Origin of the sequence: Staphylococcus sp. IVB6181 (genome assembly GCF_025561445.1) — a bacterium.
Lineage (GTDB): Bacteria > Bacillota > Bacilli > Staphylococcales > Staphylococcaceae > Staphylococcus > Staphylococcus simulans_B.
Genome location: NZ_CP095096.1, coordinates 985,079 through 1,011,305 on the forward strand (window position 1 = coordinate 985,079; position 26,227 = coordinate 1,011,305).

Below are 26,227 nucleotides of genomic sequence, written 5' to 3' on the forward strand. Positions count from 1 at the left end.
AGTATTATATGCAACACGAAAGCCCAAAGTCTACTTTGGATTTGTTTGGCTTAGACCTCACATTTAACTGGGCAACTGTCTTAATGGTTATTATTACCGCAATCCTTGTCTTTGTCCTTGCTGTTTGGTGTACACGCAATTTGCATAAACGTCCAACCGGCAAACAAAACTTCATTGAATGGGTTTTTGACTTTGTCAGAGGTATTATTGAAAGCAACCTCGCTTGGTCGAAGGGCGGACAGTTCCATTTCCTTGCTGTTACTTTGATATTGTTTATCTTTATCGGTAATATGCTAGGCCTTCCGTTTGCTATCGTGATAGACCATAAATTATGGTGGAAATCGCCGACAGCAGATGCGACCGTTACGTTGACATTATCTACTTTGATGATTCTGTTGACACATTATTACGGTGTTAAGATGCGTGGAGCAAAAGCATACTTTAAAGGTTATACAAAACCATTCTTGGCTTTGACACCTGTTAATGTATTTGAAGAATTCACTTCTACATTAACGCTCGGCTTGCGTCTTTATGGTAACATTTACGCAGGTGAAATCTTAATCGGCTTATTATCATCATTGATAGTAGGTAATTTAGCATGGGGTTGGATCATCGGTGTGCCAGGTTTGATTGCTTGGCAAGGTTTCTCAGTTTTCATCGGTACAATCCAAGCGTATATCTTTATCATGTTAACCATGGTATACATGTCCCACAAAGTTGCGGACGATCACTAGTATTTCTAAATTAAAATTTTATAAACACATTAGGAGGATTTTTTAATATGAATTTAATCGCAGCGGCAATCGCAATTGGTTTATCAGCACTTGGTGCAGGTATTGGTAACGGTCTTATTGTATCTAGAACAGTTGAAGGTGTAGCACGTCAACCAGAAGCACGCGGACAATTAATGTCAATCATGTTCATCGGTATCGGTTTAGTTGAGGCATTACCGATCCTTGGTCTTGTAATTTCATTCATCGTTTTATTCATGTAATAGAAACATTGAGGCAAGCGGCGAAGTCAGATTATCGACATTCGCCATTTCTTTCGTAATGAATTAACACTAAATGCCAATAGAGGACTTTGAATGAAAGGAGTGTCCAAGTACTGTGACTGCGACTACAAACACATTAGTTTTAGGTGCTGCAGGCGGCGGTGTTGAATGGGGTTCAGCATTAGTAACATTTATTACTTTCGTAATCCTTTTAGCATTGCTAAAAAAATTCGCGTGGGGTCCATTGAAAGCTGTAATGGATAAACGTGAACAAGATATCAACAAAGATATCGATGATGCAGAACAAGCTAAAATTAATGCTCAAAAACTAGAAGAACGAAATAGACAAACACTAAGAGAAACTCAAGATGAGGTTCAAAAAATCTTAGAAGAAGCAAAAGTTCAAGCACGCGACCAACATGAACAAATCATTCATGAAGCAAACGTTCGTGCTAACGGCATGATTGAAACTGCTCAAAGTGAAATCAACAGCCAAAAAGAACGTGCAATCTCTGAAATCAACGATGAAGTATCTAAGTTGTCAGTTCTGATTGCGTCTAAAATTTTACAAAAAGATATTTCAGAAAAAGATCAAAAAGACTTGATCGACAAGTACATTAAAGAGGTAGGGGATAAATAATGGCAAATGTTGCTAAAAAATATGCCCAAGCACTGTATGAAACGTCACTCGATAAAGATGTTTTAGATTTAATGTACGATGAATTTGCTGTTATTAATGAAGCAGTAATTCCTTATAAAGAGAAATTAAAATCTTTCGATGAAGATCCAAAGAATATTGCAAAGAATCGTAAAGACTTTGTCGATGCAACTTTCCAAGGTGTAAATGAATACTTGAAAAATGCTTTATATGTATTAGCTGAAAATCGCAACTTAGCGATTGTAGACGAAGTATTTGTTGAATTCCAAGGATTGTATAACAAACATTACAATCAAGATTTTGCAACTGTAGAATCTGTACATGAGCTTACTCAAGAAGAGCTTGATCAAGTAGGGGAGTCTTTAATTCAACGTACAGGTCTCAGCAAAGTCATTCTTACAAATGTGCTTAACCCATCATTAATCGGCGGAGTAAGAACAAAAGTAGGAACAAAAGTTTATGACGGCAGTATTCAAAATGATCTCGTTAACTTAGAAAGAAGATTTACTAGAACGAAATAATTAATTATAGAGGAGTGACATAGATGGCCATAAAAGCTGAAGAGATTAGTGCATTACTTCGCTCACAAATTGAAAATTATGAGTCAGAGATGTCTGTTACTGATGTTGGTACAGTAATTCAGATTGGTGACGGTATTGCATTAGTTCACGGATTAAACGACGTTATGGCTGGTGAGTTAGTAGAATTCCATAATGGTGTGCTTGGACTAGCTCAAAACCTAGAAGAATCAAACGTTGGTATCGTAATTTTAGGACCATACACTGACATTAAAGAGGGAGACGAAGTTAAACGTACAGGACGTATCATGGAAGTACCTGTAGGCGACGAATTAATCGGTCGTGTTGTTAACCCATTAGGTCAACCGTTAGATGGACAAGGTCCGATTGAAACATCTAAAACACGTCCAGTTGAAGAAAAAGCAACGGGCGTTATGGCAAGACAATCAGTTGACGAACCATTACAAACTGGTATCAAAGCGATTGACGCATTAGTACCGATCGGTCGTGGTCAACGTGAGTTAATCATTGGTGACCGTCAAACTGGTAAAACTACAATTGCAATCGATACAATCTTGAACCAAAAAGATCAAGATATGATTTGTATCTATGTAGCAATTGGTCAAAAAGAATCAACAGTACGTGCGACTGTTGAGAAATTAAGACAGCACGGTGCGTTAGATTACACAATCATCGTAACTGCAGGTGCTGCTGACCCAGCTCCATTGTTATACATTGCACCATATGCAGGTGTATCAATGGGTGAAGAATTCATGTTCAACGGCAAACAAGTTTTAATCGTATATGATGATTTAACTAAACAAGCAGCAGCTTACCGTGAACTTTCATTATTATTACGCAGACCGCCAGGTCGTGAAGCATACCCAGGTGACGTGTTCTATCTACATAGTAGATTATTAGAACGTGCTGCTAAATTGAATGATGAATTAGGCGGCGGTTCTATCACAGCATTGCCTATTATCGAAACTCAAGCAGGGGACATTTCTGCTTATGTTCCAACAAACGTAATCTCAATCACTGACGGACAAATCTTCTTAGAATCAGACTTGTTCTTCTCAGGGGTACGTCCAGCGATCAACGCCGGATTCTCAGTATCTCGTGTAGGTGGTTCAGCACAAATCAAAGCAATGAAAAAAGTTGCAGGTACATTACGTTTAGACTTAGCTTCATACCGTGAATTAGAATCATTCGCGCAATTCGGTTCAGACTTAGACGAATTCACAGCGAGAAAATTAGAGCGTGGTAAACGTACAGTTGAAGTACTTAAACAAGGTCAAGGCGAACCATTGCCTGTAGAAAACGAAGTATTAATCATCTATGCATTAGTTAACGGTTTCTTAGATGATGTTCCTGTTCAAGACGTACAACGTTTCGAATCAGAAATTATCGGATGGACTAAAAACAATGCACCTGAATTATTATATGAAATCAAAAATAAAGGTACTTTACCTGACAAAGAAAAAATGAACCAAGCAATTGAAAACTTCAAACGCAGTTTCAGTATTTCTGAAGACTAAGATGAAGCGAAGTAATAATAAGGTGGTGAAATAATGGGATCTCTAAAGGACATTGATTCAAGAATCAAGTCGACGAAAAAGATGAATCAAATTACCAAAGCGATGAACATGGTTGCAAGTTCGAAGCTGAATAAAGCGCAACGTAATGCAAACGGGTTCAAACCTTATATGGACAAATTGCAAAATGCGATTACAGCAGTTGCAGGTCAAACGACTTCCAATCATCCGATGTTGAAGAAACGCCCAGTTAAGAAACGCGGCTACTTAGTGATTTCAAGTGACCGTGGTTTAGCAGGCGCGTACAATGCGAATATTTTGAGAAAAGTAGTTCAAGATATTCAAGAACGCGGTGAAGGGCCTGAAGACTATAAATTGATTGTCTTAGGTAAAGTAGGTATCGACTTCTTCAAGAACAGAAGTTATGATGTTGATTTTGCGTTGCCGGATGTACCGGATCAACCGTCATTCAAAGAAATTTCTTCTGTAACGAAAAAGGCCATTGATTTATACAGCGATGGCGATATTGATGAATTGAACATTTACTATAATAAATTCGTCAACGTTCTTGAAAACAAGCCAACTGCAAAAAGAGTATTACCATTAACTAAAGAAGATACAAGTTCAGGTCATGGACAAATGTCTTCATACGAATTCGAACCAGATAAAGAGTCAATTTTAAATATTATTTTGCCGCAATATGTAGAAAGCTTAATTTACGGCTCAATTCTAAATGCGAAAGCCAGCGAGCACGCATCTAGAATGACAGCAATGAAAAATGCTTCTGATAACGCGAGCGATCTTATTGATGACTTATCATTAGAATATAACCGAGCACGTCAAGCAGCAATCACACAACAAATTACTGAGATTGTCGGTGGCGCAACAGCTCTTGAATAGTATATTAAAGGAGGAAAATAGAATGGGTGTAGGCCGCGTAACACAAATCATGGGTCCAGTTATTGATGTAAGATTTAATCATGATGAACTGCCTAAGATTAATAACGCTTTAGTGCTAGATGTACCTAAAAAAGACGGCACGACTGAATCTCTTACATTAGAAGTAGCACTTGAATTAGGCGATGACGTAGTAAGAACAATCGCTATGGACTCTACAGACGGAATTAAACGTGGTGACGACGTTAAAGACACTGGCCGTCCAATCAGTGTCCCTGTCGGTGAAGATACATTAGGAAGAGTATTTAACGTTTTAGGTGACGCAATCGATAACGATGGTCCAATACCTGAATCAGTTCCACGCGAACCGATTCATAGACAACCACCACCATTTGATGAATTATCAACTAAAGTAGAAATTCTTGAAACAGGTATTAAAGTAGTAGACTTATTAGCACCATATATCAAAGGTGGTAAAGTAGGTTTATTCGGTGGTGCCGGAGTTGGTAAAACAGTATTAATCCAAGAATTAATCAACAACATCGCTCAAGAACACGGCGGTATTTCAGTATTCGCAGGTGTTGGTGAACGTACACGTGAAGGTAACGACTTGTACTTTGAAATGAGCGACAGTGGTGTAATCAAAAGAACAGCAATGGTATTCGGACAAATGAACGAGCCGCCTGGTGCACGTATGCGTGTAGCATTATCAGGTTTAACAATGGCTGAATACTTCCGTGATGTTAAAGGACAAGACGTTCTTTTATTTATTGATAACATCTTCCGCTTTACACAAGCAGGTTCTGAGGTATCAGCATTGCTTGGCCGTATGCCGTCAGCCGTTGGTTACCAACCGACATTGGCAACAGAAATGGGTCAATTACAAGAACGTATCACATCTACATTGAAAGGTTCTATCACGTCAATCCAAGCAGTATTCGTACCTGCCGATGACTATACTGACCCTGCGCCAGCAACAGCATTCGCTCACTTAGACTCAACAACTAACTTAGAGCGTAAATTAACAGAAATGGGTATCTACCCAGCCGTGGATCCATTAGCATCTACTTCTCGTGCGCTTGAACCGACTATCGTTGGACAAGAACACTATGATGTTGCACGTCGCGTACAAGCAACATTACAAAAATACAGAGAATTACAAGATATCATCGCAATCCTAGGTATGGATGAATTATCTGATGAAGATAAGAGCACAGTTGAACGCGCAAGACGTATTCAATTCTTCTTATCACAAAACTTCCACGTAGCTGAACAATTCACTGGTCAAAAAGGTTCTTATGTTCCAGTTAAACGTACTGTTGAAGACTTCAAAGATATTCTTGAAGGCAGATATGACCACATCCCTGAAGATGCATTCCGTTTAGTAGGAAGCATGGATGATGTATTAGAAAAAGCAAAAGACATGGGTGTTGAAGTTTAATATTAGGAGGTAAAGTTTAATGAACACAATGAACGTTAATATTGTTACTCCTAATGGTTCTGTTTATAACCAAGATAATGTTGAAATTGCTATTCTGCAGACAGTTGGAGGCGACATCGGTGTAATGTATGGACACATTCCGACTGTAACAGCTATCAAAACTGGTTATGTTAAGGTACATTATACAGATGGGATTGAATTCATTGCGGTCAGTGATGGTTTCGTTGAAATCAGACAAGAAAGCACATCAATAATTGTACAAACAGCAGAAAAAGCTGCGGATATTGATGTCAAACGTGCAAGATCGGCTAAAGAACGAGCAGAATCACATTTGAATAACAATGACGAAGATACTGACATTAACAGAGCAGAACGAGCTTTAGAGCGTGCGGAAAACCGCATTAAAGTTTCTGAAATGGAAGAATGACAACTATTTATCATAGGATATATCTCAAAACGAGATATATCCTATTTTTTAATGTTCAAAATTTGGGTAAACATATAAATGAACGACGTACCAAATTATTGAATATTTGATGTTGATTGTATGATTTTTAATAGATTTAATGTACAATATGAGACAGTAAACAATTGAGGAGACGACTAGACTAATGGAATATTTAGGACATTTTGCGATAGCGCATTTAATCATGCATGTGTTATGTATTTGTGCAGCTTATTGGGCACTGAATGCGATCAGGTTAGAGCAATTCTTTAAGAAGGGCTATCCTGTTCAAGTTCAGGTACTGATGATATTTATCGCAATCTTAATCGGTACAGGAGTCAGTAATTTTATAATTGATTTACTGCAATTCTCAACACAAATCAAATATATTGGAAGCTAATCGTTTGAGTGTAATTCGAATGTTATTCCATATATAATAATAGAAGAGATAAGAACTAATTTGAATTGAAGATGTTTAGGAGTAAAAAGTGGAGGAGTAGTAATGAATAGAGATAGAATGATTATTAAAGGTGGCAACCGCCTTGTAGGAGAAGTACAAGTTGAAGGAGCTAAAAACGCGGTACTGCCGATACTGACGGCATCACTCTTAGCTTCAAAAGGAACAAGCACATTACATAATGTTCCGGAGTTAAGCGATGTAGAAACAATTAATAATGTATTATCAACATTAAATGCAGAGATTGCTTACCATAAGGACAGCAACAGTGTCACAGTAGATGCGACAAAACAACTTAACTATGAAGCACCATATGAGTATGTAAGTAAAATGCGTGCCAGCATTTTAGTGATGGGGCCTTTATTAGCACGTCTCGGTCATGCAAAAGTTGCTTTGCCTGGCGGATGTTCCATCGGAAGCAGACCTATCGAGCAGCATATTAAAGGATTCGAAGCTTTAGGCGCAAAAATCCATTTAGAAAACGGATTTGTATTTGCGGAAACTTCAAATGGCTTAACAGGTGCAGATATTCATTTAGATTTCCCAAGTGTCGGCGCAACTCAAAACATTATCATGGCTGCTTCATTGGCAAAAGGCAAGTCAGTAATTGAAAACGTAGCCCGCGAACCTGAAATTGTTGATTTAGCTAACTACATTAATGAAATGGGCGGCAATGTCACAGGTGCAGGCACAGACACAATTACAATCCATGGTGTAGAAGCCTTGCATGGTGTTGAACATTCTATCATTCCTGACCGTATTGAAGCTGGTACGTTATTAGTAGCAGGCGCAATTACAAGAGGGGATGTCCTTGTTAAAGGTGCGATCAGAGAGCACATGACAAGTTTATTATATAAATTAGAAGAAATGGGCGTTCATTTAGAGTATCACGAAAATGCGATTCGTGTTACAGCTGAAGGCGAATTGAAACCGGTAGATGTTAAAACATTACCGCACCCAGGCTTCCCGACAGATATGCAGTCGCAAATCATGGCATTGCTTCTTACTGCAGAAGGCCATAAAGTGATTACTGAAACAGTATTTGAAAACCGCTTTATGCACGTAGCAGAATTCAAACGTATGAATGCACAAATTACAGTAGAAGGCCGCAATGCTAAAATTACAGGCAAAAGTCATTTACAAGGCGCGCAAGTTAAAGCAACAGATTTACGTGCTGGCGCAGCATTAATTTTAGCCGGACTTGTGGCAGAAGGTATTACTGAAGTTTCAGAATTAAAACACTTAGATAGAGGCTACGTTAATTTTAACGGCAAACTTAAAGCATTAGGTGCTGATATCGAACGTGTAAGCAAATAATTAAGCAAGGGGAAGAATGATGATCAAGCAATGGACCAGTAAATTGATGCGTTTGCCTATGGGATATCATATTTTGATTGTGCTCATACTGTTAGTATGTATGTTCATCATCGGCATGTGTATCGGTTTTCTGCTCAATCATCAAAACCCGCTTAAATTATTCGATTACCAAACCTGGTATCATTTCAAGCAAATTTTTGGAGGTTAACATAATGGAAACAATTTTTGACTATAATCAAATCAAGGAAATCATCCCGCATCGCCAACCTTTTTTATTAATCGATAAAGTGGTGGAATATGAAGAAGGACAACGTTGCGTGGCTATCAAACAAGTTTCTGGGAACGAACCATTCTTCCAAGGCCACTTCCCTGAATATGCGGTAATGCCAGGTGTGTTGATTACTGAAGCATTAGCACAAACAGGTGCAGTTGCCATCTTGAACAGCGAACAAAACAAAGGCAAAATTGCTTTATTCGCAGGTATTGATAAATGCCGCTTTAAAAAACAAGTTGTGCCGGGTGATACATTGCAGCTTGAAGTTGAAATTACAAAAATGCGTGGACCTATCGGTAAAGGTACGGCAAAAGCTACAGTAGATGGTCAACTAGCATGCAGTTGTGAATTAACTTTCGCAATTCAAGACGTATAAAAATCAAAATAAACGCTCCCTTTATTACAAACTTTCAGAGTTTTTGCAGTAAAGGGAGCATTTTTAGTTTTGAATCACTTTTATCTTTTCTCATCTTTTAGACGCGGCTTAGATTGCATCATTCGATTGAAGGTAGTTTTCAGTTCTTCTCCTGAAAATCCCTCGTCGACAAGTTGTGCTAATAAGTTTTCAGCATAGACTTGTCTTAATGTATAGACGTGGCAATCAAAAATTATAGACATACGTTCATTATCATATAATGATATGTTTTTGATAGTCGCATCAAATAATGCAGGATCATTCGATGGACGTGTAATAACTACACGGATATCTAATAATGTTTCATCATCCATATATTCTTTCATAATGTCATAATGATTGCTGGAGATTACAATTTCCAACAACCAGCCAGTGCCGCTTTGTTCTTTATTGATTATAACGCCATCATATAATTCATATTCTATTACGCCACCATTTTCAGTGACAATTTGGAATCTGACTGCTTTAAATGTTTTCAATTGAAGTCACTCCAATCTTTTTAAAATTCTGCGAATTCGTTTATTCTTCCTCTAGTATAGCGTAAATTGTGAAAATATTTGAGAGATACCTTAAAAAATGAGGATAAACAGTATATATTTTTTCATTATTTTCGTTTTGACGGTAAGCCCGAATCTGAATAAGATATTAACAAGGAGGTGAAGAAATGATCAATAAGATAGTAATTGTAGGAAGATTAACCAAGCAGCCTTAGATTATCGCAAAGGAGGAATCAGACATTGTATACTTCAACGTTGCTACTGAAAGAAATTATAACTATCAAGGTAAAAATCAACAATCTGTAGACTACATTAATTGTAAAGCATTTGGCAAAACTGCCCGAAATATTGCCAGCTATACAACTAAAGGTACGCTTGTAGGAATTACCGGCTACATGCATTCCTACAAATATGAGAAAGACCAGCAAACGCATTTCGGTATGGAGCTGGTTGTGGAAACAATCAAATTTATCTCTACGCCGAATGATGCCGCTCACAATCATTCAATCATGGAAGAGAATGAAGCAAGCCCGTGCTTTAATTCAATCCATGCTTAAATGAACAGCCATTCTTATTAAATCCAAAAAGTTAACTGCCAAATTCCCTAATCTTAAATTGCAACAAAATTTTTTAGCATGATATTGCCAAATCATATCCTGTTCAAACTATCATGCTGTCCTCTCATTAAAAACATTCATTATGATGTTAGAACTATCCTTCTTTCTATTATAGGAAGTTTCCTATAACTCATCCCAAAACTCTATTTAATAAATTCTATTAAGTCCAACAGCATAGCTTTGCATAAAAGATGCTTGGATTTGCTCCACTTCAAATTTTGTACTTTCAACTTAATCCATATCAACTCTTTAAAATTAATACTCACAATGGCCCTGTATAATTCACTTTATGCAGGGCTCTTTTACATAATTCAAGGTATTATCTTAAAATATACACCAAAAACCCAGTATTTTTACGTAATATTTATGTCATTTAAGAGTAATATAGGCGTTCAATTGTCTGAAAGATTACATGTATATTACATAGTAAATTGATGAAAAACGAAAGAGAATGCGATATGACAGGTCATTTGAGAGATAGTGAGATATCTAACTAATTTATTTTAATGTAATTTACACGTAAAAATAATCCTGTTTTTTTTATTTGTCTGTAACCTACACCCTGATTTCAGATGTTATAGTTGTAATTGCAAATTGATGATATTAATCACACGAAAAAAACACTTACCTTATAGGAGGATTTTTAGAAATGAAAAAATTATTAGTAGCTTCATCAGCAACAGCAGCATTTTTCGCAGTAGGAGTAGGAGCAAACGCTCAAGCATCTGAACAAGGAAATGCAGATCAAGCACAATTAGCAGAAACAGCTTTAAACAATCCTGAACAATTAAATGAAAGCCCTGTACAAGAAGGCGCTTATAATATTAGCTTTGAATATAACGGTTTAGACTTCAACTTCAACTCAGACGGTACTTACTGGACTTGGAGTTACGGTCAAGCAGGCGGTAACGCACCAGCAGCTCAAACTACAACTCAAGCAGCTCCAGCAGCACAAGAAGCTCCTGCAGCTGAACAAGCAGCACCACAAGCTCAAACAGCAACTGAACAAGCACCAGCTCAACAAGCTGCTCCACAACAACAAGCACCAGCACAACAATCACAAGAAGCAAGCTCTGGTTCTTCAGTAGGTATTCCTTCACACTTACAACAAATTGCACAACGTGAATCAGGTGGCGACATCCACGCTATCAACCCTTCATCAGGTGCAGCAGGTAAATACCAATTCTTACAATCAACTTGGGATTCAGTAGCTCCAGCTGGATATGTTGGCGTTTCACCAGCAAGCGCACCTGAACACATCCAAGACCAAGCAGCTGTTAAATTATATGACGGCGGCGCAGGTGCATCTCACTGGGTTACTGCATAATTCAAACGAATTAACAATAATAATATAGAACGATAAATCAAGGCAGGTTATCTCCGATAGGCGAGGTAATCTGCCTTTTTGTAAGTGCGCTCGGCATGATTAGCAACTTGATGGTGAAAGTCCATTACAGGCTTGGCAGTAGGAACTGTTAGCGAAAGACAAGGGTGTCCATCGCGAGGTGGAATCTGAAGGAAGTCGGACGCAAACACTCGCATTGACGAATAGAAACATCATATCAAGGCTTATGCGAACGGATGAGTTTGCTTAACAAAACAAAGTCCGATACTGCCCGAATTCGTATGAGTAAATGATGCAATGACATGAGTGGAAAGTGGTTAATCTTACCCGAGGAGGTCTCATAAGCGATTCTTCGAATCGTAGTAACAACGAATTATGAGAAGTCAGCAGAAGTCATAGTAGGGAAAATGTACCGAAGGACTGAACAATATTAAATACAAAGTAAAGAATGGAGGTTATAGATTTACGAAGTACCGAAAACAATGCAAATTGGCAGTCTGTGGAAGATAAGTAGTGGAACGAAAAAGATAAGCAGATGTGTACAGTAAATCTTAGTTGATATGGAAGAAATGTATCGTGAGACTCCATCACTGATGGAACTTGTTGTAAGAAAGAACAACATAGAGAAAGCAATCAAGAAAGTTGTTAAAAATAATGGCTCTCCTGGAATCGATGGGATGAAGGTTAAAGAGTTACATGCTCACTTCAGAGAATTCTATCCACAGATAAAAGGAAAACTGCTTAACGGTACGTATAAACCGCAAGCAGTTAAGAAAGTAGCCATTCCAAAACCGAATGGCAAAAAGAGAATTCTTGGAATTCCCGTCGCAAGGGATAGAGTTATCCAACAAGCAATCAAACAAGTTATCGAACCGATGATAAATCGCCAGTTTTCGAAACATAGTCATGGGTTTAGACCAAATCATAGTACAGGTACTGCATTAAAACAATGTATCCAATACTATGAGGAGGGTTATCACACAGTCGTAGACTGTGACTTAAAACAATGTTTTGACACGTTGAACCATGACAAATTGATGTACTTGTTTGAACGCTTTATACAAGATAAAGCTATCTCTAAATTTATCCGCAAAAGTTTACAAAGCGGGTCTGCAGACCTGTCTGGCGAATACGCAGAAAGAAAGACAGGCGCCCCTCAAGGTGGGGTTATATCTCCCTTGTTGTGTAATATCTATTTGCATGAGCTGGATAAAGAATTAGAGAAGCGCGGACATCGTTTTGTGAGATACGCAGATGACTTCGTCATCTTTGTTAAATCAAAACGTGCCGGACAACGTGTTATGGAGAGTATCACAAACTTTATCGAAAAGGACCTGAAATTAACAGTGAATAAAGATAAAAGTAAGGTAGGCTCTCCCACACGTTTAAAGTTCTTGAGTTGTCTGATAACGAAAATAAATGGCACTTGTCGTTTCAGACCCACTATGGAAGCAAAAAGAAATTTAAAAGCCAAATTAAAGTGGGTCACAAGAAGAAATAGACCTGGCACATTTACTGAAATTATAACAGGAATCAACGCGATTACTAGAGGTTGGATAAACTATTTTGGCAGAGGTTTTGTTAAAGGATTTATCCGCGAAATGCAAGAGTGGTTGAACCATCGAATCAGACAACTTATTTTAAAGCGATGGAAGAAGGTCAAAACAAAATACAAAATGCTTCGAAAATACGGATTAGACCACAATGGTGCCATGCGTATTGCGAACTCAAGAAAGAAGTATTGGAGGCTTTCCAAAACGCATGAGGTTCATCATGCGCTTACAACAAATAGACTCTACAAGTGGGGTCTAGTACCACTAGCCCGACTCGCAGAGTCTGCTTACGCAAGATATTGAACCGCCGTGTACGGAACCGTACGCACGGTGGTGTGAGAGGACGAGTATTCAATTAATGATTACTCTCCTACTCGATTATAGATGTAATATATGAAACAAAATATATATGGTTGTAACCCACCTGAATTGAAAGAATGCTAGTATAAAGATAAGAAATTAATCTTATTAAACAAACACCTTATGGGAGGACATATATTACATGAAGAAATTACTAGTAGCATCAACAGCGGTGACAGCTGCTGCAGCAGTATTAGCAACAGGATTCCAAGCAAATGACGTACAAGCAAAATCATCTACACCGGCTGAACATGCGAAAAAAAGTAAAAGAAGCAGAAAAGTTTTTAAATGAAAAAGGTGAATACACTGTAGTTAAAGGTGACACTTTAAATAAAATCGCTAAAAAATTCGATGTTGAAGTTAAAGACTTAAAAAAATGGAACAAGAAAAAATCTGATCTTATCTTAGTTGACGAAAGCTTAAAAGTAAAAGAACCTAAGAAAACAGCTACAACTCAAACAGCTGTTCAATCTGAAGGCAACTACAACTATAATACACAAACAGTATCATATAATAACTACACTGAAGCGCAATCTAACAATGCGCCTGAACAATCATACAATGCACCGCAACAATCTTATAGTGCGCCTCAAGTTTCTTACAGCCAACCAACATACCATGGCGGCGGTTCTGTAAGATTAGCAAACGGCAACACTGCAGGTGCTCAAGGTTCTTACGCAGCAAGCCAAATGGCAGCACGTACTGGCGTATCAGCATCAGTTTGGGAACAAATCATTGCACGTGAATCAAATGGTCAAGTCAATGCATACAACCCATCAGGTGCTTCAGGTTTATTCCAAACAATGCCAGGTTGGGGTTCAACTTCAAGTGTTGACGATCAAATCAACTCAGCAGTCAGAGCATACAATGCACAAGGTTTAGGTGCTTGGGGCTTCTAATACTTCAATCACAATATTGAAATTAATTTCATAGAATATATAAAGCCGGGACAATCGTCTCGGCTTTTTTCGTCAATCATAAATATTGCAACGATGGAGCTGCTTTGATATGTTTAGTTTGTAAAGACAAATTTAATAAAACTGCTGGGGGCGCCGTAAAGGCTGAGATAGTAATACTAGACCCTTAAAACCTGATTTGGTTAATACCAACGTAGGAAAGTAGTAGCCATATAAAAGAACGCTATAATTCTAAAAGTATGAACTGCTTTTCTGTCTCAGGAAAGCAGTTTTTTTATGGAGGAATTAAAAGTGACATTTGCTGAAACATTAGAAAGAGATGCACAACCTATTATTGATGAAATTTATCACGATGGTTTCATTCAAGATTTACTGAAAGCACAAATAGATAAAGAAGCAATCAGACAATATCTAAGAGCAGATGCATCTTATTTAAGAGAGTTTGCTAATATCTATGCTTTATTAATTCCAAAAATGCCTGATTTAGAAAATGTGCGTTTCTTAGTTGATCAAATTCAATTTATCGTCAATGGTGAAGTGGAAGCACATGAGTTTATGGCAGAATATGTCGGCGAACCATACAACGAAATCGTTCAAGAGAAGGTTTGGCCGCCAAGCGGAGACCACTATATTAAACACATGTATTACAACGTTTATGCACATGAAAATGCGGCATATGCGATTGCGGCGATGGCACCTTGTCCATATGTCTACGCAGAAGTTGCCAAACGTGCAATGCAAGATGCTTCGCTGAACAAAGATTCTATCTTAGAAAAATGGTTTGAATTTTATCAAACTGAGATGGATCCGTTAATCGATGTTTTGAATCAGCTGATGAATACATTGACACAAAACATGACAGAACACGAAAAACAAGAAGTCAGAGATAATTATCTGCAAAGTACGGTCCATGAACGCAACTTCTTTAACATGGCCTATACAAGCGAAAAATGGGAATTTGGAGGAACAAGAGTATGAATAAACCGAAAATAGCATTAACAATTGCGGGTACAGATCCGACAGGCGGCGCAGGTGTCATGGCAGACTTGAAGTCATTTCATGCATGCGGCGTATACGGAATGGCAGCTATTACAAGTATCGTGGCACAAAATACTAAAGGCGTTCAGCATATTCATAACCTAGACATTACTTGGCTTAAAGAACAACTCGACAGTGTCTTTGATGATGAGTTGCCGCAAGCGATTAAAACAGGAATGATTGCGACTAAAGAAATGATGGAATTAATCCGCAGCTTTTTAGAGCAGCATCCTGACATTCCGTATGTCATTGATCCAGTAATGCTGGCAAAAAGCGGAGATGCTTTAATGGATGATCAAGGCAAACATGCACTCCAAAGCATATTATTGCCGCTGGCAGATGTTGCGACACCGAACTTGCCTGAAGCAGAAGAAATTGTCGGCTTCAAACTAGACAGTGAAGATGCAATTAAAAAAGCCGGAAAAGTCTTTATTGAAGATATCGGATGCAAAGGTGTTGTGATTAAAGGCGGACATATTGAAAATGATGCAATCGCAAAAGATTATCTATTCACTAAAGAAGGATTAGAGGTCTTTGAAAGTGAACGTTATGATACGAAGCATACACATGGTACAGGCTGCACATTCTCTGCAGTTATCGCAGCAGAATTAGCAAAAGGCAAATCTATTTACGATGCTGTGAAAAAAGCGAAAGACTTTATTGCTTTAAGTATTAAATATACACCTGAAATCGGCCAAGGCAGAGGTCCTGTGAACCATTTTGCTTATATGAAGAAAGTAGGTTTAGATGATGAGTAACGTTTTAGATAGAATCAGATCAGAACATCCATTAGTGATTTGTTTTACGAATGATGTCGTTAAGAACTTTACCGCAAATGGTCTGCTAAGCTTAGGAGCGAGTCCTGCTATGAGTGAAGCGCCGCAAGAAGCGAAAGATTTTTATCCGCATGCAGGTGCGGTATTGATTAATATTGGAACACTGACGAAAGATACAGAACATGCTATGTTAGCAGTAGGCAAAATTGCGAATGAAACAAACACACCTTTAGTCTTTGATCCAGTCGCAGTCGGCGCATCACAATATAGAAAAAATTTCTGCAAATATTTCTTGAAAAAGATTCGCCCTACAGTCATTAAAGGCAATGCTTCAGAAATTTTAACTTTAATTGATGATTCGACTACAATGAAAGGGACTGACAGTGACGAAAGTTTAGATGTAGTCAGCATTGCTGAGAAAGCACATGAACAGTACCAAACAGCGATTGTGTTAACAGGCGAAACAGATGTTATTGCACATAACAACAAAGTAATAAAACTCAATAACGGTTCACGCTTTTTAACACAAATTACGGGTGCAGGCTGCTTGTTAGGTGCTGTTGTGGGCGCATTCTTATTCAGAAATGAAAATCCTGACATTTATGATTTGGCAGAAGCGGTTTCTGTATATAATGTTGCGGCAGAACGTGCAGAACAATTGAGCGAAACAAAAGGGCCAGGTACTTTCTTAGTTCAATTTATTGATGCGTTATATCGTATTGATCATGATGCTGTGGTTCAAAACAGCAAAGTACAAGAGGTGCAATAAGATGTTTCAACCTGAAGATTTAAAAGTTTACTTTATTTGCGGGACACAAGATGTGCCTGAAGGCAAAACGATTGAAGAAGTACTTAAAGCAGCTTTAGAAGGCGGTATTACTTTATTCCAATTCAGAGAAAAAGGACCAAATGCGAAAACAGGAAAAGAAAAAACAGCGTTAGCACGCAAGCTTCAAGCATTATGTCATGACTATGATGTGCCGTTTATTGTCAATGATGATGTAGCATTAGCTGAAGCTATTGATGCAGATGGCATTCACGTTGGGCAAGATGATGCTTCTGTTGCTTCGTTTAAAAATCAATTCAATGGCAAAATTATCGGTTTAAGTGTAGGGAACGAAGCAGAATTGGCACAATCTGATTTGACAGATATTGATTATATCGGCGTTGGACCTATCTTTAAAACAGGTTCAAAAGCAGATGCCAGCGACCCTGTCGGTACAGAAATGATCGAGATTCTGCATAATGCTACACAAGGTGTGCCGATTGTTGCGATAGGCGGAATTTCGATGGAAAATGCTGCTCAAGTTGCCAAAACACATGCTCAAGGTGTTTCTGTGATTTCTGCCATTGCACAAAGTTCAGATATTCAAGCAACCGTCCAAAATTTCTTACAATATTTTAAATAATGCTGTTAATTTTATGTTTTTGTTTTCTACACCTCATAGAATGTGATAAAATTATTTTTATGTGAATAATACCAATAGAGGTGGAAAAATGAATAAAAAAGCATTATTGCCTTTGCTACTTGGGGTTATGGTGTTTCTTGCAGGGTGTGATTATTCTAAACCTGAGAACAGAACAGGTTTCTTCTATAATACATTTGTAAAAAACATGGATAACGTTATCCACTGGCTAGGCTCTAGTTTCAATAACGATTATGGATTAGCGATTATCGTCTTAGTTTTAGCAATCCGTATTATCGTTCTGCCATTCATGCTTTCTAACTATAAGAATAGTCATTTAATGCGTGAAAAAATGATTATCGCAAAACCAGATATGGATGCAGTAAAAGAAAAAGTTAAACGTGCACGTACACAAGAAGATAAAATGGCTGCTAACCAAGAAATGATGGAAGTTTATAAAAAATACGATATGAATCCAATGCAAAGTATGCTTGGATGTTTACCGATGCTGATCCAAATGCCGGTCATCATGGGATTATTCTTCGTATTGAAATATCCTTCACCAGGCGGAATTACAGAACATCCGGATTTCTTATGGTTCAACTTAGCTAAACCAGATATTTGGATTACAATTATTGCCGGTGTGCTTTATTTCTTACAAGCTTATGTTTCAACATTCAGTATGCCGCCTGAACAAAAACAAATGAGTTACATGATGATGATTATTTCACCGATTATGATCGTTTGGGTTTCATTAAGTTCAGCTTCGGCATTAGGTTTATACTGGTCAGTCAGTGCCGCTTTCTTGATTGTTCAAACATATGTCGCAAATGCGTACTATTCTAAGAAAGCAAAAGAAGAAGTTGCACCTATGATCAGAGCGTATGAAGAGAAATACGGCAAAGATGGAAAAGGCAAAAACAAAGGCGCACAAGTAATAGGCAAGAAAAACAAAAAGAAAAAATAATATGAATTGAGAAAATCAGTTGCGATTCGCAGCTGATTTTTTCTTTAAGATAACACAATTAGGGAATAGACAAGTAAAGCGCTATCTATTTGGAGGTATAAAACCAATGGAAATTAAATCAGTAACAACCGAAGATATAAAGGAACTGCAAATCATCAGTTATCGAACTTTTGACGATACTTTCAGAGAAATGAACCAGCCTGAGAATTTAAAAGCATATTTAGATTCAGCTTTTACTGAGGAACAATTGCGCAGCGAACTTGAAGACCCGCATTCTTATTTTTACTTTTTATACGACAATGATAAAATAGTCGGCTATTTGAAAATGAATGGACCTGATGCACAAACTGAAGAAGTTGCATCGGATTCTATCGAAATTGAACGTCTATATATTTTAAAGAACTATCAACGTTACGGTTATGGCAAGAAATTGTTGAACTTTGCGATTAAGTTTGCGGTCGAAGAAGACAAGAAAAGTATTTGGCTGGGCGTTTGGGAGAAAAATACCCAAGCCATCGGATTTTATGAGCATCTCGGTTTCAAAAAGATTATAGAACATGATTTCATGATGGGAGAAGAACGACAAACTGATTATATATTAGCGCATTCTTTATAATAAAGGTTCTTCATCTTTTATGGTGGGAAGGTAAAACTTCCCGCCTTTTTCGATACACAAAAAGCGCAATTGCCTCTATAATTTAAAGTGACCAAACCCAAATTAAAGGAGACAAGTGCGCCTATGTGTAATGATACATTAGAAATACTAAGAATAAAAGATAAAAATATCAAATTTGTTAGCCAAGATATTGATGTAATAGTAAAAGGAAAGAAGTCTACGGTTGTTAATGCTGTACTTACGTATAAGCCTTCGGCTTGTCCTTGCTGCGGAATTAAAAATGAAGGACAAATTCATAAGCATGGTAAACGAGTTTCTCGTATTACCTTGCTTAAAACTCAAGGCTATAATACATATCTAAACTTAGCCAAACAGCGCTTTAAGTGTTTAGAGTGTAATACAACTTTTACTGCTGAAACTGATGTCGTAGATAAGACACGATTTATTTCTAATTATGTGAATCAAAAAATAATTGAAGAAGCCACGAAAGTCAAAACAGAAATAGATACTGCAGAAGACAACTGTGTTTCTCCATCTACAGTACGTCGTATTCGAAATAAAGCAGTCAATACTTTACTTATCAAGCCTTTCGATAATCTACCTGAACATTTGGCAATGGATGAATTTAGAAGTGTAAAGAGTGTGACTGGCTTAATGAGTTTTATATTTATTAACAATGACACACATGAATTTCTAGATGTCTTAGAAAACAGAACTTCGGGTTATTTAAAAGCTTATTTTGAACGCTTTGATCGAAAAAATAGACTTAAAGTTAAAACAATTACCATTGATATGTTTGAACCCTATTTATTCTTATTTAAAAAGCTCTTTTTTAATGCATCTATAATCTTTGATAGATTTCATATCGTTCAGCACATGAATAGAGAGTTAAACTTCTATCGCAGAGAAGTAATGAATCGTTATAAAGACAAAGAAGGAAGGGAATACCCTGTTTTAAAGAACAAATGGAGACTTCTTTTAACAGACAAACGTAAACTCTTCATGATGGATGGTATTTGGGATGGTTCCTTTAGATGTTATAAAAAAGGTTATGATCTAGTGAATTTTATGCTTCAAACAGATGAAAAGTTAAAAAATTCATACGAACTAGTACATGATTTACGCGAAAGTTTAAAATTATGTAATTGGAAAGATTTTATCAATCGTTTGAACGATGTTGATAAAAACTCAATCAGTAAAAACATATGGAAAGTAGTAACATTTTTTAGAAAGCACCAAGAAATACTTCGAAATACGATTTACAATCCCTTATTAAATAACGGTGCAATAGAGGGTATTAACAATAAAATAAAGTTAATTAAGCGAATTTCATATGGATACAGAAGCTTTAATAACTTAAGAAACCGTATAATGCTGGTATTTAGTTTATTTAAAAACAAAAAGAAAAAGACAACCAGACCCGTACATCGGATGGTTGTCTAAATGATAGAATTCGAAGAATTCCAATCAAAATTAAGTTCTTTAAATTATTCACCCACCACAAATGGTGGAGAACCATAATAAAACAGTACAAAAAGATGCCCGCTATTATGCTTCGTTGCGTAATAGCGGGCATTATTATTTATAATTAGTAATCATTGCCGAAGTCCCATTCTTCAAAGAAAGCTTTGACAAATTGTTCCATTAATTGATGTCTGCGCTGAGCTAAGTAGCTGGCAGTTTCAGTATGCATCAAATCTTTTAATTTAAAGAGTTTGTCATAAAAGTGTTTGATGGCTGAAGGGTTGTAGCCTTCTAGCGTTTGGTCTGGACTGATATCATCAAGTACTGTGCCTTCCCACATCGGTTCATTGAAGTGGCCGGCAAATTGGAAAGTACGTGCAATACCGATTGCACCGATGGCATCTAAGCGATCTGCATCTTTGACAATATAGCCTTCAGGAGAAAGCTGTTTATGTTCATTGGTGCCGTTTCGATAACTGATATTTAAAATGATGTCTAAGATTTTCTGCTGAAGACCTTCTTTTACTTCAATACGGTTTAAAAAGGCTTGAAGGTCTGATAACGCTGTTGTTTCATCTGTGAGTTTAGTATCAACTGTGTCATGCAATAAAGCTGCCATTTGTATGATAAAAGGATTGCCGTAACCTTCTTGTTCAGAGATGAATAGTGCCATACGTACAACACGCATTACATGTGCAATATCATGACCTGAACTGTCTGATTCGTGGAAGTCTTGCATATAAGTTTCAGCTGCTTTTAATTGTTGATATTGATTCATTCTAGGTCATACTCCTTTTAAGTTATAAAATAGGTGAAATTAAATTCGCGATAGCTTCTTTGAATTTCACCCAAAGACTGCGCTGGTTATAACGTTCTTGTGTTAGTTCAGAAGAGAACTCTAAATCTTTGTCGAATTGATTACGTAATTGCATTGCAATTTGTTTATCATAAATAAATGCATTGATTTCAAAATTCAGTGTAAAGCTTCTATGGTCCATATTCGCGGTACCGACACTTGCGACTTCATCATCAATGATCATCATTTTCGAATGCAAGAAGCCGTTGTCGTAATGGTACACTTTAACACCAGAAGCAAGCAGTGATGCTACATTTTTTAATGTCGCAAAGAAGACGAAAGGATGATCCGGTTTGTTCGGAATCATAATGGTAACATCAACACCGCCGAGCGCTGCAATAGACACAGCATCCATAAAGGCCTGGTCTGGAATAAAGTAAGGGGACTGAATTTGAATAGATTTCTTCGCTGAAGTAATCATTTTCAAGTAACCATATTTAATTTGTTCCCATTCTTCGTCTGGACCGCTGGATGCAATCTGCACCCCGATGGAACTGCCTGTATCAATATCAGGGAAGTAGCGATCTGAATACGTGATATTGTCACGTTTTGCTTGCGAGTTCCAGTCTAAAATAAAACGCAGCTGCAAAGCGTTGACCGCATCTCCTACAATTCTCAAATGCGTATCTCTCCAGTAACCGAAACGTTTAGATAAACCTAAATATTCTTTACCGACATTAAAGCCGCCGACATAGCCGATTGTGCCGTCGATTACTACTATTTTACGGTGATTTCTGTTATTGAGACGGAAGTTTATCAAAGGCAGTTTAGAAGGGAAGAAAGATTCTACTTGTCCGCCTTTACGTCGGAACTCATCAAAGTCTTTTAATGTTAAACCTCTGGAACCCATATCGTCATACAGCATCTTCACTTCTAAGCCCTCATTCAGTTTATTTTCTAAAGCTTGTAAAATACGTTTTCCGAGCTTATCGTTTCTGAATATGTAATATTCGATATGGATATAATCTTTGGCATTCTCGATATCTTTGATTAATGCATCAAACTTTTCATGGCCATCTGTAAAAATGGTCATTGCGTTGTCTGTAGTCAAGAATGCGGAGTTATTGTACAACAACATTTGTACCATTGATTTGTGTTTAACGATTTCATGGTTCCCTTTAGAGAATTCAGCTGTCTTTAATGCCTCTAATTGTTCATTGACAATCGCCTCTAAACCAATTCGATCTTCTTCGTCTAATGAGAAGATATGATCTTTTTGGATTTGACGGCCGAGCAATAAATAGAGAATGAATCCAATTACAGGCAGAAATACAAGTACTAGAATCCATGCCCAAATCGAACCTGCTGATCTTCTTTCCATAAAAATAATAGTAAATGCGAAGATAAGGTTTAATACAAAGCACGCTATCAAGATAATATTAATGGCTAAGTTCGCTTGATAGGGTACGAAATCAAAATTATACATAATGTAACCTCCACATCATTTACCAGCAGTATTTGTAAGTTAGTATCAACTGATAATGAACTTATTGTAACACAGCGGTGATAGATACGACATAGTTTGACATATACCTATATAGGGTATATGATGAATGTGAAAGCAAAACTAGGACGGGGAGGTTATGATATGGCTAAAGTTGATAAAGTACATCATTCTGAACAAATTAAATCCAACCTTAAAGCACGTCTTAATCGTATTGAAGGCCAAGTCAGAGCCATTAATCGTATGATAGATGAAGACGTCTACTGCGATGATGTATTGACACAAATCAGAGCAACACGTTCTGCATTGAACAGTGTAGCGGTCAGATTGCTTGATCATCACATGAAAGGTTGTATTATGCACAAAGTGGATGATGGCAACCCTGAAGAAGCAATGGAAGAATTGCTTGTGACCGTCCAAAAATTAATTAAAGATTAATAAAGGAGTTTATCATGCAAACTAGTGTGATTCGCATCGGCGGAATGGAAACGATAGAACAGCAAGAAACACTGAAAGAACATCTTGAAGCGATGATTGGTGTTTATGAAGTACAAGTTGATCTTGATACGAATGAAGTAAAAGCAAGTTTTAAAACACCTATCAGTCTGAATAACTTAGAGAAAGAAATTTACGATCAAGGTTATCAAATATTAAATTAATGGTAAGGAGTGTTCTATTATGGAAAAACAATTAAAAGTAGAAGGCATGAGTTGCGGACATTGTAAAGCAGCAGTAGAGGATGCAGTAGGTAAAGTAGAAGGCGTAGATAAAGTCGACGCAAATCCTGATGCAAATACTGTAGATGTTGCATATAATGGTGACGATGCAGTGTTATCTCAAGTAGAATCAGCAATTTATGATGCAGGTTACGATGTTGTAAAATAATAAAGGTGAATAGAGGCTTAAGTTATGGATGTAACTGAGCCTCATTTTTTCAAAGAATAATATACCTCTACAGGGTATAGGAGTGAATCAATAATGGAAAAAGCAGAGTTTAAAATTTCGGGCATGACCTGTGCTGCTTGTTCTGCACGTATCGAGCGGGTGCTCAGCCGTACAGAAGGGATTGACCAAGCTAACGTCAACCTTGTGACTGAAAAAGCATCTGTTGCTTTTGATAAAGATAACGTCGATATTCAGCAAATTTTTGAGAAAGTGAAACAATTAGGTTATGAACCGATTGCGATAGAAACGGCAGACCAAGCACAACAGCGTAAACAAAAAGAATTGAATCGTCAAAAAATGAAATTTGTCATTGCGATGATACTATCACTGCCATTGTTATATACGATGGTAGGGCATTTCAGCTTCTTAAGCTTTATCCCTCTGCCTCATGTGATGACTGAACCTTGGTTCCAATTCATCTTAGCAACACCTGTCCAATTTATTTTAGGTTGGCAATTCTATAAAGGTGCTTATGGTGCCTTGCGCAATAAAAGTGCCAATATGGACGTACTCGTTGCTTTAGGTACCTCGGCTGCGTACTTTTACAGTATCTATATGTGGATTATCCATGCTGGCGAACAGCATATTCCGTTATATTTTGAGACCAGTGCGGTATTAATTACATTGATATTGCTAGGCAAATATTTCGAAGCGAAAGCTAAAGGACATGCGAGCGATGCGATTAATAAACTGCTTTCGCTGCAAGTGAAAGAAGCACGTGTAGAAAGAGACGGAGAAGCCGTAGAAGTGCCTGTCGACCAAGTAAAACAAGGTGATATCTTACTGATTAAAAGCGGTGAATATGTGCCTTTAGATGGTGAAATTTTCGAAGGGGATACCAGTATCGATGAATCGATGCTGACAGGCGAAAGTATTCCTGTAGATAAAGCAGCAGGTGATGAAGTCATCGGTGCAACTTTAAACCACGGCAACTTCATTAAAGTTAAAGTAACGCACACTGGCGATGATTTAGTCTTGAATCAAATCATTAAAATCGTTGAAGAAGCACAAGGTGAAAAACCAAACATTCAACGATTAGCAGATAAAATTTCAGGTATCTTCGTACCAACAGTACTAGGCATTGCTTTAGTCGTATTTATTATCTGGTTCAGTTTTGTTACACCGCTTGATTTCCAATCTAGTTTAGAAGTGTTTATCGCTGTGATTGTGATTGCTTGTCCTTGTGCATTAGGGCTTGCGACACCTACTTCAATCATGGCAGGTTCCGGACGTTCAGCTGAACTAGGTGTGCTTTTCAAATCATCAGAGGCACTAGAACAAACACAAAATGTGGACACGATTGTCTTTGATAAAACAGGAACATTAACAGAAGGACAGCCTTCTGTGTATAAAGTTATTGATAACACAGATAATCAGCAATTCGGTACGTTAGTGAAGAGTTTAGAAGTTCAATCTGAACATCCTTTATCTCAAGCAATCACTGAGTACTATCAAGATGTGCCTAATTTAATTGTAGAAAATTATCAAACACATCCAGGCAATGGTATCAGCGGCACAATTAATCAACAAGCCGTCAAAGTCGGTTCGCAAAGCTTTATTCAACCTGATTTAAAAGAATGGGATCAAGCATTAGAAGCACAAATCGAAACATTGCAGCAACAAGGCGCAACAGTCGTCCTTGCATCAATTGATGACCAATTTGCAGGTATGATTGCCTTAAGAGATGAGCCGAAATCAAGTGCGAAAGCATTAATCGAACACTTGAATTCTGATTATGAAATTGTAATGCTGAGCGGTGATAGTCAAGGCACTGCAGAAGCAATCACAGAAGAACTGGGTATTCAACGTGTTATTGCAGGTGTCAAACCTGATCATAAAGCAGATGAAATTACGAAACTTCAAGAAGAAGGCAAGTATGTCATGATGGTCGGTGACGGTATTAACGATGCACCGGCACTTGCTAAAAGCAATATCGGTTTAGCAATGGGTACTGGATCAGATATTGCTATCGAAGCAGGCGATATTATGATTGTCGGCGGAGATATCGAAAAAGTTGAAGTGGCTCTAGGTATGAGCAGCAAAACTATGAAAAATATCAAACAAAACCTATTCTTTGCATTTTGTTACAACGCAATCGGTATTCCAATTGCAGCATTCGGATTATTAGCCCCATGGGTCGCTGGTGCAGCAATGGCATTCAGCTCTGGCTCTGTCGTACTCAATGCATTACGACTTCAAAAGGTTAAATATCAAAAGAATTTACAAAATTAATGTAGTAATAGGAAAATTTTTAGGGTAGAATGTAAGTAACAATCATTTGTAATACGAAGATGGGGTGAACACGAATGAATAATAATACAGATAAACTACGTAATGTCGTTCAATTGTTATCTTCGCTAGGTGTTAATATTAAGAAAACGAAATCAAGATTAGAAATTATGCATACTTTGCCTAATACATCAGTTGCGACACCTAAATTAAAGTAAGAATAAAAACCGGTTATCGATTCGGACA

The 26,227-nt window shown here is 37.4% G+C and carries 32 protein-coding genes and 1 riboswitch; of the genes, 29 read left to right on the forward strand and 3 right to left on the reverse strand.

All coding sequences use genetic code 11. The features are described 5' to 3' along the window. Nucleotides 1-8: 8 nt before the first annotated feature. The 12 genes from atpB (at nt 9) to fabZ (ending at nt 8,912) form a co-directional block, all read left to right on the forward strand. The gene (gene atpB, locus MUA90_RS04560; RefSeq protein WP_262588516.1) at nt 9-734 is read left to right on the forward strand and encodes a F0F1 ATP synthase subunit A; all 726 of its coding nucleotides are present in this window, start codon (nt 9-11) and stop codon (nt 732-734) included. Between the two features lie 47 nt (nt 735-781). Then, nucleotides 782-994 carry a F0F1 ATP synthase subunit C gene (gene atpE, locus MUA90_RS04565; RefSeq protein WP_105994330.1) on the forward strand — a complete coding sequence of 71 codons (213 nt, stop codon included), beginning with the start codon at nt 782-784 and terminating at the stop codon, nt 992-994. Nucleotides 995-1,109: 115 nt separating this feature from the next. Further along, nucleotides 1,110-1,634: a F0F1 ATP synthase subunit B gene (locus MUA90_RS04570; protein ID WP_262588517.1), complete on the forward strand. Its 525-nt coding sequence runs from the start codon at nt 1,110-1,112 to the stop codon at nt 1,632-1,634. Beyond that, complete coding sequence (locus MUA90_RS04575) at nt 1,634-2,173, forward strand: F0F1 ATP synthase subunit delta (protein WP_114602944.1); 540 nt, start codon at nt 1,634-1,636, stop codon at nt 2,171-2,173. The genes MUA90_RS04570 and MUA90_RS04575 overlap by 1 nt, the downstream gene beginning before the upstream one ends. A 23-nt stretch (nt 2,174-2,196) precedes the next feature. Continuing rightward, the gene (atpA, locus tag MUA90_RS04580) at nt 2,197-3,708 is read left to right on the forward strand and encodes a F0F1 ATP synthase subunit alpha (RefSeq protein ID WP_262588518.1); all 1,512 of its coding nucleotides are present in this window, start codon (nt 2,197-2,199) and stop codon (nt 3,706-3,708) included. Between the two features lie 33 nt (nt 3,709-3,741). Next, nucleotides 3,742-4,605, forward strand: a complete 864-nt coding sequence (atpG, locus tag MUA90_RS04585; protein WP_262588519.1) for an ATP synthase F1 subunit gamma — start codon at nt 3,742-3,744, stop codon at nt 4,603-4,605. 22 nt (nt 4,606-4,627) lie between these two features. Then, nucleotides 4,628-6,043 carry a F0F1 ATP synthase subunit beta gene (gene atpD / locus MUA90_RS04590; RefSeq protein ID WP_105994325.1) on the forward strand — a complete coding sequence of 472 codons (1,416 nt, stop codon included), beginning with the start codon at nt 4,628-4,630 and terminating at the stop codon, nt 6,041-6,043. A gap of 19 nt (nt 6,044-6,062) precedes the next feature. Beyond that, a complete protein-coding gene (locus MUA90_RS04595) occupies nt 6,063-6,470 on the forward strand; it encodes a F0F1 ATP synthase subunit epsilon (RefSeq protein WP_105994324.1) in 408 nt (135 codons plus the stop codon). A 184-nt stretch (nt 6,471-6,654) separates the two neighbouring features. Further along, entirely contained in the window at nt 6,655-6,888 is a 234-nt protein-coding gene (locus MUA90_RS04600; RefSeq protein ID WP_105994323.1) for a DUF1146 family protein, read from the forward strand. A 102-nt stretch (nt 6,889-6,990) separates the two neighbouring features. After that, complete coding sequence (murA, locus tag MUA90_RS04605; protein ID WP_262588520.1) at nt 6,991-8,262, forward strand: UDP-N-acetylglucosamine 1-carboxyvinyltransferase; 1,272 nt, start codon at nt 6,991-6,993, stop codon at nt 8,260-8,262. A 19-nt stretch (nt 8,263-8,281) separates the two neighbouring features. After that, the gene (locus MUA90_RS04610; RefSeq protein ID WP_262588521.1) at nt 8,282-8,470 is read left to right on the forward strand and encodes a DNA-directed RNA polymerase subunit beta; all 189 of its coding nucleotides are present in this window, start codon (nt 8,282-8,284) and stop codon (nt 8,468-8,470) included. A 4-nt stretch (nt 8,471-8,474) separates the two neighbouring features. Continuing rightward, nucleotides 8,475-8,912: a 3-hydroxyacyl-ACP dehydratase FabZ gene (gene fabZ / locus MUA90_RS04615; protein ID WP_105994320.1), complete on the forward strand. Its 438-nt coding sequence runs from the start codon at nt 8,475-8,477 to the stop codon at nt 8,910-8,912. Nucleotides 8,913-8,992: 80 nt separating this feature from the next. Here fabZ and MUA90_RS04620 read toward each other — a convergent pair whose 3' ends face one another. After that, nucleotides 8,993-9,430, reverse strand: coding sequence for a YwpF family protein (locus tag MUA90_RS04620; protein WP_105994319.1), 438 nt, complete (start codon nt 9,428-9,430; stop codon nt 8,993-8,995). Nucleotides 9,431-9,663: 233 nt separating this feature from the next. Between MUA90_RS04620 and MUA90_RS04625 the strand changes: the two genes are divergently transcribed. The 12 genes from MUA90_RS04625 to MUA90_RS04685 all read left to right on the forward strand — a co-directional run bounded on the left by MUA90_RS04625 (nt 9,664) and on the right by MUA90_RS04685 (nt 20,486). After that, on the forward strand, nt 9,664-10,005 hold the full coding sequence (locus tag MUA90_RS04625) for a single-stranded DNA-binding protein (protein ID WP_262588802.1): 342 nt from the start codon (nt 9,664-9,666) through the stop codon (nt 10,003-10,005). A 709-nt stretch (nt 10,006-10,714) separates the two neighbouring features. After that, on the forward strand, nt 10,715-11,392 hold the full coding sequence (locus tag MUA90_RS04630; RefSeq protein ID WP_262588522.1) for a transglycosylase family protein: 678 nt from the start codon (nt 10,715-10,717) through the stop codon (nt 11,390-11,392). 587 nt (nt 11,393-11,979) lie between these two features. Continuing rightward, on the forward strand, nt 11,980-13,266 hold the full coding sequence (gene ltrA / locus MUA90_RS04635) for a group II intron reverse transcriptase/maturase (protein WP_172684412.1): 1,287 nt from the start codon (nt 11,980-11,982) through the stop codon (nt 13,264-13,266). Between the two features lie 199 nt (nt 13,267-13,465). After that, a complete protein-coding gene (locus MUA90_RS04640; RefSeq protein ID WP_262588523.1) occupies nt 13,466-13,615 on the forward strand; it encodes a hypothetical protein in 150 nt (49 codons plus the stop codon). Next, nucleotides 13,575-14,222 carry a LysM peptidoglycan-binding domain-containing protein gene (locus MUA90_RS13955; RefSeq protein ID WP_316959801.1) on the forward strand — a complete coding sequence of 216 codons (648 nt, stop codon included), beginning with the start codon at nt 13,575-13,577 and terminating at the stop codon, nt 14,220-14,222. Before MUA90_RS04640 ends, MUA90_RS13955 begins: the two co-directional genes overlap by 41 nt. 136 nt (nt 14,223-14,358) lie before the next feature. Continuing rightward, nucleotides 14,359-14,457: riboswitch (TPP riboswitch) on the forward strand. 74 nt (nt 14,458-14,531) lie between these two features. Next, complete coding sequence (gene tenA / locus MUA90_RS04655) at nt 14,532-15,218, forward strand: thiaminase II (protein WP_262588803.1); 687 nt, start codon at nt 14,532-14,534, stop codon at nt 15,216-15,218. Beyond that, entirely contained in the window at nt 15,215-16,036 is an 822-nt protein-coding gene (gene thiD, locus MUA90_RS04660) for a bifunctional hydroxymethylpyrimidine kinase/phosphomethylpyrimidine kinase (RefSeq protein ID WP_114602952.1), read from the forward strand. The genes tenA and thiD overlap by 4 nt, the downstream gene beginning before the upstream one ends. Beyond that, complete coding sequence (thiM, locus tag MUA90_RS04665; RefSeq protein WP_262588524.1) at nt 16,029-16,823, forward strand: hydroxyethylthiazole kinase; 795 nt, start codon at nt 16,029-16,031, stop codon at nt 16,821-16,823. Before thiD ends, thiM begins: the two co-directional genes overlap by 8 nt. Before the next feature lies 1 nt (nt 16,824). Beyond that, nucleotides 16,825-17,463, forward strand: coding sequence for a thiamine phosphate synthase (gene thiE, locus MUA90_RS04670; RefSeq protein ID WP_262588525.1), 639 nt, complete (start codon nt 16,825-16,827; stop codon nt 17,461-17,463). An 88-nt stretch (nt 17,464-17,551) separates the two neighbouring features. Next, the gene (yidC, locus tag MUA90_RS04675) at nt 17,552-18,427 is read left to right on the forward strand and encodes a membrane protein insertase YidC (RefSeq protein ID WP_105994311.1); all 876 of its coding nucleotides are present in this window, start codon (nt 17,552-17,554) and stop codon (nt 18,425-18,427) included. A 106-nt stretch (nt 18,428-18,533) separates the two neighbouring features. Beyond that, nucleotides 18,534-19,043: a GNAT family N-acetyltransferase gene (locus MUA90_RS04680; protein WP_262588526.1), complete on the forward strand. Its 510-nt coding sequence runs from the start codon at nt 18,534-18,536 to the stop codon at nt 19,041-19,043. A gap of 123 nt (nt 19,044-19,166) precedes the next feature. Further along, nucleotides 19,167-20,486 (forward strand): ISL3 family transposase, encoded by a 1,320-nt coding sequence (locus tag MUA90_RS04685; protein ID WP_262586250.1) that lies wholly within the window; start codon nt 19,167-19,169, stop codon nt 20,484-20,486. Between the two features lie 145 nt (nt 20,487-20,631). On the opposite strand, the gene MUA90_RS04690 is transcribed toward MUA90_RS04685, so the two are convergent. Continuing rightward, complete coding sequence (locus MUA90_RS04690; protein WP_262588527.1) at nt 20,632-21,285, reverse strand: HD domain-containing protein; 654 nt, start codon at nt 21,283-21,285, stop codon at nt 20,632-20,634. A gap of 22 nt (nt 21,286-21,307) precedes the next feature. Beyond that, nucleotides 21,308-22,789, reverse strand: a complete 1,482-nt coding sequence (gene cls, locus MUA90_RS04695; protein ID WP_114602957.1) for a cardiolipin synthase — start codon at nt 22,787-22,789, stop codon at nt 21,308-21,310. 162 nt (nt 22,790-22,951) lie between these two features. Between cls and csoR the strand changes: the two genes are divergently transcribed. The 5 genes from csoR to MUA90_RS04720 all read left to right on the forward strand — a co-directional run bounded on the left by csoR (nt 22,952) and on the right by MUA90_RS04720 (nt 26,199). Beyond that, complete coding sequence (gene csoR / locus MUA90_RS04700) at nt 22,952-23,245, forward strand: copper-sensing transcriptional repressor CsoR (protein ID WP_262588528.1); 294 nt, start codon at nt 22,952-22,954, stop codon at nt 23,243-23,245. A gap of 14 nt (nt 23,246-23,259) precedes the next feature. Further along, nucleotides 23,260-23,466 carry a putative copper chaperone CsoZ gene (gene csoZ / locus MUA90_RS04705; protein WP_262588529.1) on the forward strand — a complete coding sequence of 69 codons (207 nt, stop codon included), beginning with the start codon at nt 23,260-23,262 and terminating at the stop codon, nt 23,464-23,466. Nucleotides 23,467-23,485: 19 nt separating this feature from the next. After that, entirely contained in the window at nt 23,486-23,692 is a 207-nt protein-coding gene (locus MUA90_RS04710; protein ID WP_114602959.1) for a copper ion binding protein, read from the forward strand. A gap of 93 nt (nt 23,693-23,785) precedes the next feature. Then, nucleotides 23,786-25,984 (forward strand): heavy metal translocating P-type ATPase, encoded by a 2,199-nt coding sequence (locus MUA90_RS04715; RefSeq protein ID WP_262588530.1) that lies wholly within the window; start codon nt 23,786-23,788, stop codon nt 25,982-25,984. 74 nt (nt 25,985-26,058) lie between these two features. Next, nucleotides 26,059-26,199 carry an Lmo0850 family protein gene (locus MUA90_RS04720; RefSeq protein ID WP_023016106.1) on the forward strand — a complete coding sequence of 47 codons (141 nt, stop codon included), beginning with the start codon at nt 26,059-26,061 and terminating at the stop codon, nt 26,197-26,199. Nucleotides 26,200-26,227: the final 28 nt, after the last annotated feature.